At 71.8% G+C, this 19642-nt stretch carries 5 protein-coding genes; 1 reads left to right on the top strand and 4 read right to left on the bottom strand.

What is annotated here, in order from left to right:
- Positions 1-37: 37 nt before the first annotated feature.
- The gene (locus tag ACFVXC_RS31580) at positions 38-13075 is read right to left on the bottom strand and encodes a type I polyketide synthase (protein WP_389912148.1); all 13038 of its coding nucleotides are present in this window, start codon (positions 13073-13075) and stop codon (positions 38-40) included.
- A 1722-nt stretch (positions 13076-14797) separates the two neighbouring features.
- On the opposite strand from ACFVXC_RS31580, the gene ACFVXC_RS31575 reads away from it, so the two are divergent.
- Positions 14798-15034 (top strand): DUF5988 family protein, encoded by a 237-nt coding sequence (locus tag ACFVXC_RS31575; protein WP_389912146.1) that lies wholly within the window; start codon positions 14798-14800, stop codon positions 15032-15034.
- A 92-nt stretch (positions 15035-15126) separates the two neighbouring features.
- On the opposite strand, the gene ACFVXC_RS31570 is transcribed toward ACFVXC_RS31575, so the two are convergent.
- The 3 genes from ACFVXC_RS31570 to ACFVXC_RS31560 are packed head-to-tail and all read right to left on the bottom strand — an operon-like array spanning position 15127 to position 19555.
- On the bottom strand, positions 15127-17340 hold the full coding sequence (locus ACFVXC_RS31570) for an MMPL family transporter (RefSeq protein WP_389912143.1): 2214 nt from the start codon (positions 17338-17340) through the stop codon (positions 15127-15129).
- Between the two features lie 47 nt (positions 17341-17387).
- Positions 17388-19004: a PH domain-containing protein gene (locus tag ACFVXC_RS31565; RefSeq protein ID WP_389912140.1), complete on the bottom strand. Its 1617-nt coding sequence runs from the start codon at positions 19002-19004 to the stop codon at positions 17388-17390.
- Positions 19001-19555, bottom strand: coding sequence for a PH domain-containing protein (locus ACFVXC_RS31560; protein WP_389912138.1), 555 nt, complete (start codon positions 19553-19555; stop codon positions 19001-19003). Before ACFVXC_RS31560 ends, ACFVXC_RS31565 begins: the two co-directional genes overlap by 4 nt.
- Positions 19556-19642 lie beyond the last annotated feature (87 nt).

Raw genomic sequence — 19642 nt, 5'->3', positions numbered from 1 at the left:
ACGGCGGGGCGGGCGAGTTCGTTGTGGTCCGACCCGGTCACGAGGTCTCAAGTTCGTCGTCGAGGTAGCCGAAGAGTTCGTCGTCGGTGACCGAGGTGAGGTCGGACGCGTCGTCCTCGTCGGTGTCACCGGTCCGCGCGTCGCTCCAGCTGGCGAGCAGGGCACGCAGCCGCAGGTCGACCTTCGTGGCGGCGCCGTCGCTTGTCGCGGCGCCGTCGTTGAGGGCGAGGAGTGCGCTCTCCAGGCGGTCGAGCTGTTCGAGGACGCCGGTCTCCGGCTCGTGCTCGGTGCGCGGGAGCAGCGTGAGCACATGCCGGGTGATCGCGGCGGCCGACGGGTGGTCGAAGACGAGTGTCGAGGGCAGCCGCAGTCCGATGGCGGAGGTGAGCCGGTTGCGCAGCTCCACCGCGGTCAGCGAGTCGAACCCGAGGTCTTGCAGCGGGCGGCCGGGCTCGATGTGTGTGTCGGTCGAGTGGCCGAGCGCCGCCGCGACCTGTCCGAGGACCAGGTCGAGAACCGTCTGTTCGCGGTCCGCCGCGGACTGGCCCGCGATGGTGTCGGCGAACGTCGTGGTCGCGGCGGGTGCCGCCGTGGTGACGCGGCGGGCCGGGGCGCGGACCAGAGCGCGCAGTACCGGAGCGAGAGTGCCGTCCGCCGCCTGTCCGCGCAGCGCGGCGGTGTCGAGGAGGAGCGGCACGAGTGGCGTGCGGCCGTCGTCCGCGACCGCGTCGAACAGCGCGAGGGCGTCCTCGGTGGGCAGTTCGCGGATTCCGGAGCGGCTGAGCCGGGCCCGGTCACCCGCGTCGAGCTCTGCCGTCATGCCGCTCGCGGCCGCCCACATGCCCCACGCGACCGAGACACCGGGCAGGCCGAGCGAGTGGCGGCGCCGCATGAAGGCGTCGAGTGCCGCGTTCGCCGCGGCGTAACTCGCCTGGCCCGCGCTGCCTATGAGGCCGGCCGCCGATGAGAACACGATGAACGCGGACAGGTCGGCGTCCCTGGTCAGTTCGTCCAGGTGCTGCAAGCCGTCGACCTTCGGGGCGAACACCCGGTCGATCCGCGCGGGCGTCAGCGATTCGAGAACGCCGTCGTCGACGATGCCCGCCGCGTGCACGATCGCACCGAGTGGCCGGTCGAGGGAGGACAGGAGCGCCGCCACGGAGTCGCGGTCGGCGACGTCGCACGCCGCCAGGGACACCTCGGCGCCCAGGGCCACCAGTTCGTCGCGCAGTTCTTCCGCGCCCTCGGTGGCCGATCCCTTGCGTCCCGCCAGCACGAGATTCCGTGCGCCCCGGTCGGCGACGAGGTGCCGGGCCACCAGCGCGCCGAGGGTGCCGAGTCCGCCGGTCACCAGGACCGGGCGGTCCGGGTCGATCGGCGTGGGCACGGTCAGGACGGCCTTGCCCGCGTGCCGGGTCCGGCTGAGGTCGCGGAACGCCTCGGGGGCGCGGCGGACGTCCCGGGCGCGCACCGGGAGGGGGCTCAACTGGCCCGTCTCGCAGAGTGCGAGCACCTCGACGAGCACCTCCTGGGCGCGCTCGGGGCTTGGCTGAGTCCGGTCGTACGTCGCGTACTTGACGCCGGGCGGCAGGTCGTCGGGTTCGCCGGCGTCGGCTGTGCCGGGCTCGACGAACCGCCCTCCGTCGGACAGCAGTCGAAGGAACGCGTCCATGAACTCCCGCGCGGGCAGGGGGCCGTCCATGGCCTCCCTCGCCAGCGGGTTCAGTACGACGTCGACGCCGCTGCCGCCAGTCTCCGCGTCGAACTTCGCCGCGAAGTCGGTGTCGAGCGAGGAAGCCAGATGCGAGTCGGGCACGCCCGTCTCCCGCAGGGCGTCCCAGTCGGCGGGGCTCGCGGTCGCGTAGACCTCCGCGCCCCAGTGCCGCGCGAGTTGCATGGCCGCCATGCCGTCGGCACTCGCCGCTTCATGGACGAGCACGGACTCGCCCGGGCGCAGGTCCGCCAGGTCGCGCAGGGCGTAGTGGGCGGTGAGGAACGCCATCGGTACGGTTGCTGCCTGCGCGAAGGACCATCCGGCGGGCACCGGGGCGACCAGCCCGCGGTCGGTGACCGCGAGCGGCCCGAAGCCCTGGGTGGCCGTGCCGAGCACGCGGTCGCCCACCGTCAGGTCGGTCACCTCGGCGCCGGTCTCGGTCACGATGCCCGCGATGTCGCCGCAGGAGTGGTCACCGAGGGTGCTCAGCACGTCGTGGACGTCGAGGCCCGCCGCGCGGACGGCGACGCGTACCTCGCCGGGCGCGAGGGGTGCGAGGGCGTCGGGGTGCGGCACCAGGGTGAGGTCGTCCAGCGAGCCGCGCGGCCGGATGTCGAGGCGCCAGGGGCCCTCGGCGGGCGGGGCGAGCGGGCTGTCGGCGGTGGCACGGGTGAGCCGGGGCACGGTGACCAGGCCGGCGCGCACGGCTGCCTGGGGCTCCTCGTGGGCCAGCGCGGTCAGTACGGCGGGCGCGGACTCCGCGGCGTCGAGGTCGATCAGCGCGAACCGGCCTGGGTTCTCGGTCTGTGCCGTCCGCACGAGACCCCACACGGCGGCCTGCGCCGGGTCGGGCGACTGGGTGTCGACAGCGCCACGGGTCACGAAGACCAGGCGCGCTGCGGCCGTCCGCTCGTCGGCGAGCCACTCCTTGGCCAGTCGCAGCGCCCAGGAGACGGTCTCACGCGCCGCCTTCCCGTCCGCGCCTGACGGCCGGGGGCAGAGGGCGAGCAGGTCGGTGACGCCGTCGAGGGCGCCGAAGTCGGACACGGTCGGCGCGTCGACGCCGAGGCCGTACTCACCAAGGTCCTCGTCACCGAGCACGGCAAGCCGGACGGGCCTGTCCCCGGTCCCGTCGGCAGGCGTCCACTCCATCGCGAACAGGGCGTCCGCTGTCGGCGACGCGGTCTTCTTCAGGTCGACCGGCCGCATCACGAGCGACTCGACGGTCGCGACGGGCCTGCCGGCCGGATCCGCGACGGCAAGGGACATCTGGTCCTGCCCGGTGGGCGACCAGCGCACCCGCAGCGTCGAGGCGCCGACGGCGTGCAGTCGTACGCCCGTGAAGCTGAACGGCAGCCGGGGGCCGCCGCCGATCTCGTCGAGGGCGCGCAGTACCGGAGCGTGCAGGGCGGCGTCGAGCAGGGCGGGGTGCACGCTGAAGCCTTCGCCACCGGTTCCGTCGGGCAGGGACACCTCGACGTACACGTCGGAGCCGAGGCGCCAGGCCGCGCGCAGCGCGCGGAACACCGGCCCGTAGCCGTAGCCGAGTTCGATGAGGCGGTCGTAGACGTCGTCGACGTCCATCGGTGTCGCGTCCTGCGGCGGCCACGCCGCCAGTTCGGTCGCCGGGGCGTCGCCCGTCGTGAGCGCGCCGGTGGCGTGCTCGGTCCATGGTGTGTCCCGGTCGGCGTCCTCGGCCCGCGAGTGGATCCGGATGCTGCGCCCGCCGTCGTTCTCCTCGCCGACCGCGACCCGCAGGGCGGTGCCGCCGTGTTGGGGCAGGACGAGCGGGGCGTGCAGGGTCAGTTCCTCGACCGTGTCGAGCCCGCAGTGGCTCGCGGCGTGCAGGGCGAGGTCGAGGAAGCCGGTGCCGGGGAACAGCACCCGGTCGCCGACGCCGTGGTCGGCGAGCCAGGGCTGGGTACGGGTGGACAGCCTGCCGGTGAACACGACGCCGCCGGTGTCGGGCAGCGCGATCGCCGCGCGGAGCAGCGGGTGGTCGCCCGTGGCCAGACCGAGGGCCGTCGTCGCCCCGTCGCCGGTGGGCGCGACAGCCGCGGTCAGCCAGTACCGGTCGTGCTGGAACGCGTAGGTGGGCAGGTCGACGCGGTTGCCTCGGCCGCCGAGTACTGCGGTCAGGTCGCATCGCGCGCCCCGGACGTGGAGTCGCGCGGCGGCGAGGGTCAGCGCGTCGGGTTCGGGCCGCTCGGAGCGCAGCGTCGGCACGAACACGGCGTCGGGGGCGCTGTCCTGGCCCATCGCGGCGAGTGCGCCGCCGGGGCCGACCTCCACCATGGTCGTCACGCCCTGCGCGACGAGCGCCGTGATGCCGTCGGCGAACCGCACGGGCCTGCGCACGTGCCGTACCCAGTGGTCCGGTGACGTCAGTTCCTCGGCGTCGACCGGCGCGCCCGTCAGCGTGGAAACGATCGGCAGCGCGGGCGGGTTGGCGGTCACGCCCGCCACGACGCCGCGGAACTCCGCGAGCATCGGTTCCATCAGCGGGGAGTGGAACGCGTGGCTGACCCGCAGTCTGGTCACCTTGCGCCCCTGTGCCTTGAGGCGGTCGGCGAGGCCGAGCACTTCCAGCTCGCTGCCGGACAGGACCAGGGAGTTCGGGCCGTTGATGGCGGCGATGCCGACGTTCTGGGAGCACTCCGGCGTGATTTCGTCCTCGGTGGCCTGCACGGCGACCATGACGCCGCCGTCGGGCAGCGCCTGCATGAGCGCGCCGCGCGCGGCGACGATCGTGCAGGCGTCGGCCAGCGAGAAGACGCCCGCCACGTGCGCGGCGGCCAGTTCACCGACCGAGTGGCCCGCGAGCGCGTCGGGCGCAAGGCCCCAGGTCTCCCACAGCCGGTACAGCGCGACCTCGACGGCGAACAGCGCGGGCTGGGCGTACTCGGTGCGGTCGAGCATGGCCTGGTCGTCGCCGAAGACCACGTCGCGCAGCGGCACGGCGAGCAGCGGGTCGAGCTGGGCGAACGCCTCGTCGAGCGCGTCGGCGAAGGCGGGGTGCGTCTCGTACAGGCCGCGGCCCATGCCGATGCGTTGGGAGCCCTGGCCGGAGAACAGTACGGCGAGCCTGCCGCCGTCGGGTGTGCCCCGCACCACGGCCGGGTGTTCGGTGTCTGCCGCCAGCGCGTCGAGTGCGGCGCGCAGTTCGGCCGTGTCGGTGCCGAGCACGACGGCGCGGTGGTCGAGTGCGGCCCGCCCTGCCGTGAGGGTCGCGGCGACGTCCAGGGGCGAGAGGTCGGGCCGCTCGTCCACGGTGGATGCCAGGCGGGTGGCCTGCTCGCGCAGCGCGGACGTGTCACGGGCGGACAGCGGCCACGCCAGCGTCCGGCCGTCGGGCTCGTCGAGGGGAGCCGGGGGTACGGGGTCGGCCTCTTCGAGGATGACGTGGCCGTTGGTGCCGCTGACGCCGAACGCGGAGACGGCGGCGCGCCTGGGGCGGCCCGCCTCCGGCCACGGACGCACCTCGGAGAGGAGCTCCACGGCGCCGGTCGTCCAGTCCACGTGCTCGGAGGGGCGGTCGAGGTGCAGGGTGCGGGGCAGTACGCCGTGCCGCATCGCCTGCACCATCTTGATGATGCCCGCGATGCCCGAAGCGGCCTGGGTGTGGCCGATGTTGGACTTCAGGGCGCCGAGGAGCAGCGGCCGCTCCGCGGGGCGGTCCTGACCGTAGGTGGCGAGGAGTGCCTGCGCCTCGATGGGGTCGCCGAGCCGGGTGCCCGTGCCGTGGCCCTCGACGGCGTCCACGTCCGCGGTGGACAGGCCCGCGTTCGCGAGTGCCGCGAGGATGACCCGCTGCTGCGCGGGCCCGCTCGGGGCGGAGAGACCGTTCGACGCGCCGTCCTGGTTGGTCGCGGAGCCCCGGACCACGGCGAGCACCTCGTGGCCGTTGGCCCGTGCGTCGGAGAGCCGTTCGAGGAGGATCAGGCCCGCGCCCTCGCCCCAGCCGACGCCGTCCGCGGCGTCGGCGAAGGGCTTGCACCGGCCGTCGGGGGCCAGGCCGCCCTGGAGGCTGAACTCGGCGAAGGCCGTCGGCGTCACCATGATCGCCGTGCCGCCCGCCAGGGCCATCGAGCACTCCCCCGACCGCAGTGCCTGCACCGCGAGGTGCAGGGCGACCAGGGAGGACGAGCATGCCGTGTCCACGGTGACGGCGGGGCCGCGCAGGCCGAGCGAGTAGGCGATCCGGCCCGATACGACACTGAGCGCGTCGCCGGTCAGCCGGTAGCCGTCCATCTCGGGGGTCGCCTGTTCCAGGGTGCCCGCGTAGCTCTGCGGTGACGCGCCGACGAACACGCCGGTGAGGCTGTCGCGTACCGATGTGGGGTCGATGCCCGCCCGCTCGAAGGCCTCCCAGGCCAGTTCGAGCACTTGGCGCTGCTGGGGGTCCATCGCGAGGGCCTCGCGCGGTGCGATGCCGAAGAAGCCCGCGTCGAACCCTCCCGCGTCGTCGACGAAGGCGCCTTCCAGGGTGCTGCTGCGGCCCTGGGCCTGGGCGTCGGCCGGGTACAGCCGGTCGGTGTCCCAGCCCCGGTCGTCCGGGAACGACCCGACGGCGTCGTGCCCGCCCAGGACGAGCGACCACAGGTCCTCGGGTCCGCGTACGCCACCGGGGTAGCGGCAGCTCATCGCCACCACCGCGATCGGGTCGTCGGCGGCACTCGGCGCGGTCCCGGCGAACGCGGTGGACGCGGCGGTCTGCCGCTCGCCGAGCAGCACGGAGTACAGGTGGTCGGCCAGCGCCTGGGGCGTCGGGTGGTCGAAGACGACGGTCGCGGGCAGCCGTACGCCGGTGGCGGTGTTGAGTCGCTTGCGCAGCTCGATGGCGGTGAGGGAGTCGAAGCCCAGCTCGCGGAAAGCCCGGTCCGGCGCGACGGTGTCGTGCCCTTCGTGGCCGAGCACCGTCGCCGCGTGGCCGCGTACCAGGTCGAGCAGGAGCCGCTGCCGGTCGGCCTCGGCGAGCCCGGTGAGCCGGTCGGCGAGCGCCCCGCCGGAAGCCGGCTGTTCCTCCGCGTCCTGCGCGGCGAGGGCGACGACGTCGGGGATGTCGCTGATCAGCGGGCGTGAGCGGGCCGCGGTGAAGCCAGGGGCGAAGCGGGCCCAGTCGATGTCCGCGACCGTCAGGGTCGTCTCGCCCGTCGCGAGGGCGGTGGCGAGCGCGCCGACCGCGAGTTCGGGCCGCATGGGGCGCATACCCCGGCGGCGCAGCTGGTCGTCGAGGTCGCCGGTCACCATGCCGCCGCCCGCCCACATGCCCCAGGAGACCGAGGTGGCGGGCAGTCCTTCGGCACGGCGGCGCTGCGCGAGGCCGTCGAGGAAGGCGTTGGCGGCGCCGTACGCGCCCAGTTCGCCGCTGCCCCAGACCGCGGACCCGGAGGAGAACAGCACGAACGCGTCGAGCTCGCGTCCGGCGCACAGCTCGTCGAGGTGGGCCGCGCCGCCTGCCTTCGCCGCCAGGGCGTAGGCGAGGTCAGAGGTGTCCGTGTCGGCGAGCGGCAGCGACGGGACGGTGCCCGCCGCGTGGAAGACCGAGCGGATCGGGGTGCCTTCGGCGTCGAACCGGGCGAACAGGTCGCCGAGCGCGGCTCGGTCGGCGGCGTCGCAGGCGGCGATGGTCGCCTTGACACCGAGCCCGGTCAGCTCGGCCTCCAGTTCCTGCGCGCCGGGTGCGCTCGCGCCACTACGGCTGGTCAGCACGATGTGCTCCGCGCCGTTGCCCGCGAGCCAGCGGGCCACGTGGCCGCCGATGGCGCCGGTGCCACCGGTGATCAGTACGGTGCCCTTCGCGCGCCAGCTCTCCGCTGTCGCCGCCGGTGCGGGGGCCGGGGACAGCCGTCGTACGGACGAACCGGAGGCCCGGATCGCCAGTTGGTCCTCGTCCGCGAGACCGGCCAGGGCGGAGACGAGCCTCGTCGCGGTCCTGGCGTCGGGGGTCACGGGCAGGTCGACGATGCCGCCCCAGCGGCCGGGGTGTTCCAGGCCGACGGCGAGGCCGAGGCCCCACGTCTGGCTCTGCGCAGGGTGGGTCAGCGGGTCGGACCGGCCGACGGACACCGCGCCCGTCGTGGCCAGCCACAGCGGCGCGTCGATCCCGGCGTCACCGAGCGCCCGTACCAGCTCCAGCGTGCCGGAGAGGCCCATCGGGACGGTCGGCGACGCGGGGTCGGGCTGCTCGTCGAGGGCCAAGAGGGAGAGCACACCGCTGGGTTCGACGTCCACGGCGCGCAGCGACTCCACCGTGCCGGCCAACTCCAGGACATCGGCGCCATGGGCGCGCAGGGCCTCGACGGCCGCCGCACGCCACGGGTGCTCCGCCTCGGACGGCGAGCCGACCACGAGCCAGGTGCCGTCCAGGGCCGGGGCGACGCCTGTGCCGAGCGCGTGCCAAGTGACCCGGTAGCGCCACGCGTCGACGGTGGACCGCTCCTGCCTGCGGCGCCGCCAGTCGGCCAGGCTCGGCAGGATGTCGGTCAGCGGCGCGTCGGCGGGCACGTCAAGGGTGGTGGCGAGGTCGCCACGCTCCACCGCGGACCAGAACTCCTCAAAGGCGGGGTCAACGGCTCCCGTCGGGCGGGCCGTCTCCTCCAGCCAGAACCGTCGGCGCTGGAAGGGGTAGGTGGGCAGGTCCACGTGCTGTCCGGCCGGCACCGTCTGCCGCCACTCGAACGGCAGGCCCTCCACGTACGCCTCCGCGGCCGAGAGCAGGAACCGGTCCAGGCCACCGTCGGTGCGGCGCAGGGTGCCCACGACGACGGCGTCACCATCGGTCGCGTCCAGCGTCTCGCGCACCCCGAAGGTGAGGACGGGGTGGGGGCTGCACTCGACGAACGCGCCGACGCCATGGTCGAGCAGACCGCGCGTGGCCTCCTCGAACCGCACGGTGTTGCGCAGATTCTGATACCAGTAATCGGCACCCACCTCGGTCCCGGTCAACCACTCCCCGGTGACGGTGGACAGCATCGGCACATCCGCCGACAGGGGCTCAACCCCCGCAAGTACAGACGCCAGTTCATCCTGGATGCGCTCCACATGCGACGAGTGCGAGGCATAGTCCACCGGCACCCTGCGCGCACGCACCTCATCAGCCGCACACGACTCGACCAGCTCGTCCAGTGCGTCGGCGTCACCCGCCACGACCACCGAACGCGGGCCGTTGACCGCGGCGACCGATATCCGCCCGTCCCACCGCGCGATCCGCTCACGCGCGGCATCGATCGACACCGCCAGCGACACCATGCCGCCCTGACCGGAGAGCGCCAGAATCGCCTTACTACGCAGCGCCACCACCTTGGCGGCATCATCCAGAGACAGCGCCCCCGCCACGTGAGCCGCGGCGATCTCGCCCTGGCTGTGGCCCACCACCGCATCCGGCTCCACACCGTACGAACGCCACAACGCCGCGAGCGACACCATCACCGCCCACAACGCGGGCTGCACGACATCCACCCGCTCCAACTCGGCGGCATCGGCCAGCACGTCATGCAACGACCAGTCCACATACGGAGCAAGCGCCTCGGCACACGCGTCCAAAGACGCACGGAACACCGGCGACGACTCCGCCAACTCCGCACCCATCCCCAACCACTGCGAACCCTGGCCCGGGAACACGAACGCCACCTTGCCCACAGGCCGCGCGACACCAACAGCCACACGAGCGGACTCCACACCACCGGCCACCGCCGCCAGGGCCTCGGAACCACCCGCCACCACCACAGCCCGATGATCGAACACCGACCGCGACAACAAAACACCCGCCACATCGGCAGGCGCCAATGCCTCCGCGGGCGTGGCCAGTTGTGCTGCCTGGGCGCGCAGGGCGTCCTCCGTACGCGCGGAGAACACCAGGGGGGCGGGCTCGGACGTCGGCAGCGGCTCGACCGGGGTCTCGTCGGGCGCCTGTTCCAGTACGGCGTGGGCGTTGGTGCCGCTGATGCCGAACGAGGACACGGCGGCCCGCCGGGGGCGCCCGACCTCGGGCCACGGCGTGGTCTCGGTGACCAGTGACACGGCGCCCGATGTCCAGTCCACATGCGGGGTGGGCTCGGTGATGTGCAGGCTCTGGGGCAGTACGCCGTGCCGCAGCGCGAGGACCATCTTGATCAGGCCCGCGACCCCGGAAGCCGCCTGCGTGTGGCCGATGTTGGACTTCACCGAGCCGAGCAGCAGCGGCCTGTCGGCGGGGTGCTCGCGGCCGTAGGTGGCAAGGAGGGCGTCGGCCTCGATCGGGTCGCCGAGTCGGGTGCCGGTGCCGTGCGCCTCGACGGCGTCGACCTCGGCCGCCGGGACGCCCGCGTCGGCGAGCGCCTGCCGGATGACCCTGCGCTGCGCGGGCCCGCTGGGGGCGGTGAGGCCGTTGGACGCGCCGTCCTGGTTGATCGCGGTGCCCTTGATCAACGCGAGTACGGGGTGCCCGTTGCGGCGCGCGTCGGACAGCCGCTCGAGGAGCACCATGGAGGCGCCCTCGGCGAGGCCGAACCCGTCGGCGCTCGCCGAGAACGCCTTGCAGCGCCCGTCGGGGGCGAGCGCGCGCTGCCTGCTGAACTCCACGAACATGCCCTGCGAGGGCATGACCGTGACACCGCCCGCGAGGGCGATGGGGCACTCGCCACGCCGCAGCGACTGCACGGCGAGGTGCAGGGCGGCCAGCGACGACGAGCACGCCGTGTCGAGGGTGACGGCGGGCCCGTTGAACCCGAACGAGTAGGAGAGCCTGCCGGACGCGACGCTCGCGGTGTTGCCGGTGAGCAGATAGCCCTCGAGGTCCGCGGGGGCCTCGTGCAGCTTCGGCCCGTAGTCCATCGTCATCGCGCCGACGAACACGCCTGCCTGACTGCCTCGCAGCCCTGCCGGGTCGATGCCTGCCCGCTCCATCGCCTCCCAGGAGATCTCCAGGAGCAGCCGCTGCTGCGGATCCATGGCCAGCGCCTCGCGAGGCGAGATGCCGAAGAATTCCGGGTCGAACTGGTGGGCGTCGTGCAGGAATCCGGCCTCGCGCTGGTAGTAGCCGCCCGCCCGCTCGGCGTCCTCGTCGTAGCGTCCGTCCAGGTCCCAGCCACGGTCGGTGGGAAACGCGGTGATGCCGTCGCCGCCCGTGGAGAGCAGCTCCCACAGGTCGTCGGGGCTGTGCACGCCGCCGGGCAGGCGGCAGCCCATCGCCACGACGGCGATCGGATCGTCGTCCCCGGCCGTCGCGAAGGCCAGCGCCTTGTCGTCCTCGGCGGGGGTGCCGAGCAGGACACGGTCGATGCGCTCGGCGAGGCCACGGCATGTCGGGGTGTCGAACACGGCCGACACGGGCAGGCTCAGGCCGGTGGCCGCGTTGAGCAGGTTGCGCAGTGTCACCGCGCCTGCCGAGTCCAGGCCCAGTTCGAGGAGCGGCGCGTCCGCGTCGGCGGCGGGCGCGGCGTCCCCGACGATGGTGGCCAGCTGCGCACGGACCAGGTCGAGCAGGAACTCGGTGCGGTCGGGAGCGGCCGCGAGCCGGTCGGCGAGAGTGGGGGCGGGGACGTCACCGGGCGCCGTGTGCAGCGGGTAGGCGGGCAGCGGCACCGCGCGTGCGTCCCGGCCCGCGAACACCGCGTTCCAGTCGGGGAGTACGCCGTGCGTGTGCAGTTCGGCGAGCGCGGCGGTCATCTGGTCGGCGCCGCCGCGCTCCCTGCGCAGCGTGCCGACGACGGCCGCCTCCACGGCGACGTTCTCAGCGGTCTCCTGCACGGCCCTGGTCAGCACGGGGTGGGGGCTCGACTCGAGCAGCAGCCGGTGCCCGGCGGCCAGGACGGCGCGCGTGGCGCTCTCGAAGTCCGCCGTGCCGCGCAGGTTGCGGCACCAGTGGTCCGCGGTGAGCGTGAGCGGATCGACCCGCGCGCCCGTGGTGGCCGCGTAGATCGGCACATCCGTCGGGCGGGGCGAGATGGGTGCCAGGCCCTCGCGCATCAGGTCGAGCACGGAGTCGACCTGGCGGCCGTGGGCCGCGAGACGGATCGCGATGCCTCTGGCCCTGATGCCGTCGGCGGTCAGTTCGGCCAGGAGTGCGTCGGCCTCCTCCTCGGTGCCGGAGACCAGGACCGAGCCCGGGGCGTGCACGGCGGCAAGGTCGAGGCCCTCGTAGCGGGTCAGGCGCTCGCGCACCTCGTCGGCCGACGCCAACACGGACAGCATCACGCCGCGTTCGAGCAGGTGGACCTGTGCTTGGCTGAACAGCGCCACTGCCCGGGCACCGTCTTCGACGGACAGCGCGCCGGCGACCGTCGCGGCCGGGATCTCGCCGACGCTAGAGCCGATCACGGCGCCTGGCGCCACACCCCAGGACCGCCACAGCGCGGCCAGGGACACCATCATCGCCCAGAGCGCGGGCTGCGCCACGTCCGGCCGGTCGAGCGAGGGTGTGTCGGTCCTGCCGCGCAGGACGTCGAGGACGGGCCAGTCCACGTGCGGCGTGAGGGCTTCCGCGCAAGCATGCAGTTGCTCGGCGAACACCGTTGATGTGCGCATGAGTTCGTCGGCCATGCCCGGCCACTGCGGCCCGTGACCGGGGAACACGAAGGCGATGTCGTCGGCCGCGGCCCGCGCCGGCATCCCGGACGCGAGCCCCGGCACCGGTATTCGTCCCTCGCTGACGGCGAGCAGTTCCCCGGCGAGCCGTGTGCGGTCCCCGCCGACCAGCACGGCACGCCGGGCGAGAGCGGGCCGGGTGGTGGCGAGGGAGAAGGCTAGGTCGACGAGCGGCAGGTTCGGTTCGGCTTCGATCAGGGCGTGCAGGTCGGCGGCCCGCACCCGCAGCGCGTCATGGCTGTGCGCCGACAACGTGATCGGGACGGCGAGCCCGTCCGGTGCGGGTCGGCCGGGCTCGGGCCTGCCCGCGCGCAGCGCGGCCTCGACCAGAGCGGCAACGCCGTCGCACCACTCGTGGTCGGTGTCGAGCCGGTAGCCGAAGGTCGCCGCCCGTGCGCCGTCCCCGCGGGTGAGTACGGCAAAGGCACCGTCCGCCCCGGCAAGCGCCAGGTCGCACTCGCCGGAACGCACGGCGGCTACGGCATCGGCGAGGGGGTCGTGTCCGGTCCGGCAGGGACCGTGCATGCCGAGCACGCGTGCCAGCTCGACCGCGTCGTCCTCGCCCTCGGTGCCGGCGGCCAGATAGACACCGACACCTGCCCGTTCGTCCGCGCCGATACCCGCGTCCTCACAGGCCGTCCACGCCGACTCCAGTTCGTCTGTCCGGTCCGCGAGCAGCGGCACACCGGTCAGCTCGGCCAGTACACCGTGATCGCGCTCCGCCCGCACCGGTGCCGCGGACGCGGCCCCGATGACGGCGACAGTGCCGGTGTGCACCCCTTCTGATAAGCGCATGGCAGCCTCTGCCTTCGTCAGTCATCCACTGGAACTGAAACTGGAAACATGCATGGTTGGCCTGAATCGGCTCGATATTTTCTCGGCCACTTCGCCGCGACAACGAGCGCAAGTCAAAGCCAGCTATCCGGAAAATGTCAACTGCGGTCTATTTTCGGTCTGTCGCAGGCGCAAAACGTTCGCAGAGCCTGCGTAGGCGCGGGTCAGGGGCGTTCCGACTCACGCGATTTACCGTGCGGACTTCCAAAATTTACCGCGTTATTAACGCACCAGGGAGAGAGGTTGGATCGCCGCTTGCCGAGTCGCCGAGCAGCGCTTGCCTCATCGTGCAGCGACTTTTGCCCTATCGTGCAGCGGAAGTCCGCACATGGAATAGCGGATTGGCGGAACCGCCCGTGCAGCACCAACTCGTCATGCGGCCGTCGCAATCCAGCCATATGAGGTCCGTTAACAGTCCGGCCCCCGCGCGCGATCACTCTGGAACACCGAATGAATAAGGGGCTGAAACTGACTCGTCAACCGCATACGCCGAAGCTCGTACGGGTACGCCGATACGCCGCCCGGCGATAGAAACGCCGGCGGAACAGGCTTGGGAAACACAGGAATGACCCGGAGACGGGCACAGGATCGGAGGGGGCAGTCACGCCGCCCTGTCGGGGCGGCGACTGTCACACCACTCAAGACTCCGTTGGCTGAGTGGGGGAGGCAACAACGGTGAGGGAAGAACCAGCGTGGGTATGGCTGTGAGGGCGTAGGGAAGAGTGATGCAAATCCCCGGCCGTCTCCACGGGACGCCACCCGGGAACGGAATAGGCGAAGGCCGGTGTTGGCGACCCGACAGCCGAGAGCTGGAGAACAACATAAGACGCTCAGGAGAACGGCGACTTGCGCTCGGGCGCAGGTGCGGCCCTCCTGGTCTTCACGCGGGCAGCCGCGGCGGTACTCCCGCAAGTGCCGGGACCCGCGCCATGGCTAGCCGATGCTTATCCCTCCTTCACATAGGACCCGCGCAGTCGCCGGGGTCGATACGGAGGACCAAGCAAGCGAACTCCGAGAAGACCGGATCAGCCTACGGGCGGGTGGCACATGGTCGGATCAAACGCGATACCCATGGTTTCGCGCTCGGCCCAACAGTATCCGAGCGGGTGTAGCCCGCACCAGACGCTCTTGATGTGGTCGGCGGAAGCCGAAAACCACTTCTCCGCTGACGCACAGGAAGCGCTTTCCGATGTGGTGATTGCGCCCGCGTATATGCCCCCGCGAATGCCTGATACCTCCGCCACCTGGCATCGATCTCCGCAGTTCGCGTCCGCTACGTCTGACTCCGGAGTAATTAACGCACCGAACTCCGCCGCCGGTCTCCGGCAACCACGGGATAGCCGTGCCCGTTTCACCGCGAACGCGCTCCGCATTCTGTCCGTTTCGGGCTCACGCACAGTCGCTGTGCTTCACCTCACACGCCCGCACTCGCACCGGCCGATAACGTAAGTACATTGCACTCAGGTGTCGTGCGCTTGACGAAACGGGGCCGCCCGCCACAACGGGTCGCAGGTGACTTGGAAGCTTACAGGCCAAGTTGGCTTGATCCGCCGGATTACCTGATCACGTTCACAAGCCGAGGCGAGAGCAGGGGTGGCGTAGGGGTGTCTCGGGGCTTTCCGAGGGGCACTGTGGCGCAGAACAATATGGGCGAGATCGAGGTTCCAAGAAGAGAGGTGCCCCGTGCGAGCAATCAAGAGCAACTCCCCCGCCGTCACGCCTGAATCCGTGTTTCTCGAAGGCGGCCCCCACAGCCTTTCCGGCTCGGTCGTCGTCCTCGCTGAGCTCAGTGAGGTGATCTGCTCCCCCGAGAAGATCAAGATCCGGTTCGAAAACGGATACGAGCACTACGAGTTCAGCGACCAGACCGCGGACCCCCTGAAGCTGCGCTGGGTCGGCCGCACCAAGATCGCCGAGTAGCCGGGGCCACTACTCGTACGGAGCCCCCCACAGGACTGTGCCCCACCACTCCTCGCGAGTGGTGGGGCACAGTCCTGTGCGCGGACGACCCGTCAGTCGCGACGGTCGTACGAGGAGTGCGGGGTGTACGGGGACCCGCCCTGGGCCGGCACCTGCTCCGGGTCCGCCGGGTGGTGCGGGGCCCGCCGACCGGGGTCATCCTGATCATTGACCGGGGCGTCCGGCCGGATGCGGCGCGGCCACCAGGCGGCCTTGCCGAACAGGGCGGTGAGAGCGGGCGTGAAGAACATCGCCATCACGAACGACGAGATCATGATGCCGAAGGCGACCGCGAACCCGATCTGGGAGAGCGACGTGTCGCTGGCGAGCAGCATCGAGGCGAAGGTGCCCGCGAGGATCACACCGGCGGCGGCAATGGTCGGCCCGGCGTGCTGGATGCTCTTCGCGGTGGCCTCCCGCGGGCTGAGGCCTTCCTTCGCCTCCTCCCTTAGTCGCGCCACCATCAGGATGTTGTAGTCCGTGCCGATGGCGACGACGAACAAGTACATGATCACCGGCAGGAAGAAGGTCAGGCCCGACTTGCCCTCGATCTGCTGGAAGAGGATCACGGTCGCGCCGAGTGTGGCGCCGAAGCCGAGCGCCACGGACACCATCAGATAGATCGGTGCGACGACGCTGCGCAGCAGCAGTCCGAGGATGAGCATGATGAGCACGGCCGCCGTCGGGAACACCACGGAGAAGTCGCGGTTGACGGCCTTGTTGATGTCGACGAAGACGGAGGTGATGCCGCCGACCTTCGTCTCCGTACCGGCCGGTGCCGCCTCGTGGGCGGTGGTGCGCAGCGGGCCGCGGACGATGTCCATGGCCTCGCGGCCGTTGGGGTCCATCTTCAGCACGGCGTTGAACTCGGCGGTCCTGCCGTCCTTGCTGAGCTGGGTGCGGGAGGCGTCACCGACTCCCTTGACCTGCTTGAGCTTTGACACGAAGGCGGTCATGTCCGCGGGCTTGAGCTTCTCGCCCTTCGTGGAACGCATCAGGACGCTGCTGGGGTTGGTGCTGCCCGCCGGCAGGTCCTGGCTCATCGCGTGCAGGGCGACCTGCGACTCCTTGGTGGACGTCGCGGACTCGTCGGAGGCGAACGTCGGCTTGTAGCCGAACGCTCCGATGGCCACCGCGATCATCAGCAGGCCGGAGCCGATCACGAACAGGCCGGGGCGGCGGCCGACCGCGTTGCCGATCGCGCCGAAGCGCGCGGCACGCGGCTCGTGGCGCCACGACTTGGACGGCCAGAACACCTTGGTGCCCATCAGGGAGACGATCGCGGGGATCAGCGTGAGACAGGCGATCAGCGTCACCACGATGGCGATGGCGAGGGCCGGGCCCATCGACACGAGGAAGCTGAGCGTGGAGAGCAGCAGCGCGAGGAAGCAGACAGCGACGGCGCCGGCCGCCGACGCGATGGCCTCGCCGACCCGGCCGACCGCGGAGATCATGGCGGTCTTCGGGTCCTCGCCGAGCCGCAGCCGTTCCCGGTAGCGGAACATCAGGAACAGGATGTAGTCGGTGCCGACGCCGAAGAGCACCACGATCAGCAGGGACGACACCGAACTGTCGGCCTTGAGGTGGAACACCTCCGCGCAGGTCGCGATGAGGCCGTTGGCCACCTGCGACACCAGGGTGATCCCCGCGATGGTGAGAATCGTGATGGTCGGGCTGCGGAAGATGATCGTCAGCAGCACGATGATGAGGCCGATGGTGCCGAGGAAGATCAGCCCGTCGGCTTCCTTGGACGCCTCCTCGTTGTCCAGCTGGGTGGCCGCGTCACCGGTGACTCCGGTCTTGAACCCCGTGCCCTTGACCAGGGGTTTGAGGTCGTCCCGCATGTCCTCGACCGCGTGCTGCTGGCTCTTGTCGCCCGCCTTCACGTCGGCCATCGACACCATGACCGTCTGCACCTTCTTGTGCGGCGACGGCGGCGTGGTGACGACCTGTTCGACCTTGTCGTACTTCTTGGCTTCCAGGGACTTGCCGAGCTTGGTGACCTTCGCGGAGTCGGCCGCGGACAGCGGCTTGCCGTCCTCGCGAGTGACGACCACGATCGCGGAGGGGCTGAACCCCTTCGGGAAGGCGTTCTCCTGGATCTTCTGCGCCTGGATCGACTCGTAGTGACCGGGAAGGAACTCCGCCTGATCAGACGTGGTGGTGAGGGACGGGGCGAAGCCGATCACGGCGGCCCCGGCGATGAGCCAGGTGAGGATCACCAGCCAGCGATGGCCGACGACGAAACGTCCTAGTGCTTTGAACACGGTTCCTTCCAACAGATCTAGAGGTCCAGAGGTCAGGCGGTGAGTGTCTAGAGGGAGCCGACGAGCCCCGGGCGGGCCTCCTCGGCGAAACGCAGCCCCTCGGCCACGTCCATGTCGGGTATCCGGACGGCGCCCCTGCCCGCGGCGGTGGTGGCGCTCAGCGTGAAAAGACCGGCTCGGCGCTGCATGTACGACTGTCTGCCGGTCCAGCCGATGATCCCGTCGCGGCGCAGCGCCACCGAGCGGCGGATGAAGGTGCCCTGCCGCACCACGAGGTACTCCCCGTGCAGCGCGTGCCCGAGGGAGCGGTAGGCGTCCAGGGCGAGCAGCGCCCCGAAGGGCACGACGAGCGGCGCGGCCCCGAGGGACCACCAGGGCAGCAGCCCGGCCGCCACGCCGGTCCCGGCCAGGGCTGCCACCGCGGCCGGGACCAGCAGGCAACCGCGCACCAGACGGCGGCGCAGCGCGGGCCGGGGGTGACCGCACAGCGCCGCCGCGATAATGGGCGAACGTGGCTCGTCGAGCACGTCCGCTGTCGCCCGGTGCGCGGCGTCCAGGGGGGCGGGAGGCATCAGCTGGGCGGGGTTCGTGAGGCGGTTCGCGCCCCTGTCGAGCCCGGTGGCCAGCATGTTCAGGCGGGCCGCCCCCGCCAGGCGCAGGGGCAGTGCCTGGGTGAGCTCGGCGCCGCGGATCCGCCGCTCCTCCACGGATACCGAACGGGAGGTGAGCAGGCCGCGCGTGATGTGCAGGGCGCCACCGGGCTCGCGCTCCAGGCGGAAGCCGCACCAGGCCTCGCCCATGACCACCAGCGAGGCCAGCACACCCACGGCGAGCAGAGCGGCCACCACGAGGGCGGCGGCCAGTCCGACCGGCAGGGCCGAGAGACGGTCCCAGCTCCACCTGGCGACAGGCCCGCTGGTCACGTCGAGCCCGAGCAGATCGAGCAGCTTGGCCCCGCCCGCGACCACGGTCACCGTCCCGGCGAGGGTGGTGAACGTCAGCGGCGCGTAGCGGGCCCAGGACCAGTGCATGCGGGCGAGCGGTACGGGCAGCGCCTGCCCGCTCGCCTGTTCCTGCCCGCTCGCCTGTTCCTGCCCGCTCTCCCGCACCGCCCCGTACGCGCCCGGCCGCAGCAGCACCTTGAATTCCAGGGCCTGTTCGCGGGAGATTCCGTCGAGGACAAGCTCGGCGTCCTCGCCCGGGCTCTGGTGCTGCCCGGTGCCGATCTTCACGGCGGCGAGGCCGAAGAGCCGGTGCACGGGGTTGGCGGTCACGTCGGCGCTGCGCACCCTGTCACGCGGGATCGACTTCTTCGTGCGGAACAGCAGCCCCGCGTGCAGTTCGACCGTGCTGCCGGTGACCCGGTAGCGGGTCGTGCGGTAGCGCACCCACTCGTGCCCCGCCTGCACGCCCGCGACCACGATGTACGAGCCGAGGACGATCCAGGCATGGGTGTTGAGCAGGTCCCGGGCGAGGACCATGGCGGCGACGAGCGGGAACGCGGGCCCCACGAGCCAGCTGACGCTGACGGCGACCATGCGCGGGTGCAGTCGCTGCCACGGCTCTTCGGCCCGCGTCTGTGTCTCCTGGGCCGGTATCTCGGCCTCTTCGCGCGCCTCGTACGCCGGGTGGGGTGCGGCCGGCGCCTGCGTACGACGGCTCATGTGCCGTCCTCGTGCAGGGCGCGGACGCGCTCGGTGAGGCGCTCGACGATGTCGGCGGCGAGCTTCTGGTCGAGGCCGTCGATGGTGACGGGGCCCGCGGCCGACGCGGTCGTCACGGTCACCGCGGCGAGACCGAAAAGGTGCTGGAGCGGGCCGCTCTTGGTGTCCAGGGTCTGGATCCTGGTGAAGGGCACCACCCGCCACTCCCGGGTGAGCCACCCCGACCTTGCCGAGACCGCTTCGCTGCCCGCGTCCCAGCGGTGCGCGCGGTAGCGCCACCACGGGGTCAGCAGGGCATAGCCGAGGCCGAGCGGGCACAGCACCGCGAAGACGAGCCGCAGCCAGGAGGGGGTGTCGGGGAACAGCGTGGCCGCCCCGAGCGCGGCCAGGACCGGCACGACGACGAGGAGGTTCTGCGTCATCCACCAGTAGACGGCGCGGCGGTCGAGGCTATACCGCGGCCGCGGCAGTCCGGGGCGGCGCTGCGGGGCGGCATCAAGAGCCGCCTCCCCCACGCCGCCTCGCAGTGGCTGCCGCGTCTCTTGTGGCACTGCTCCTCCGCCCCTCTGCGCCCATTCCCGTTTTCGGGCGCCTTCGCTGTTCCTGATCCGTGTCCCACCAGCCAAACAAGCGGGATG

This window comes from Streptomyces sp. NPDC058257 (assembly GCF_042881845.1).
In the GTDB taxonomy this organism is placed as follows: Bacteria; Actinomycetota; Actinomycetes; order Streptomycetales; family Streptomycetaceae; genus Streptomyces.
The sequence above is the reverse complement of the archived record's forward strand: the minus strand, read 5'-3'. Positions and strand labels throughout refer to the sequence as shown.

Excerpts from the sequence above, each read along its gene's own strand:
- ACFVXC_RS31580 (WP_389912148.1), bottom strand. The coding sequence starts at position 13,075 with ATGCGCTTATCAGAAGGGGTGCACACCGGCACTGTCGCCGTCATCGGG.
- ACFVXC_RS31565 (WP_389912140.1), bottom strand. The coding sequence starts at position 19,004 with ATGAGCCGTCGTACGCAGGCGCCGGCCGCACCCCACCCGGCGTACGAG.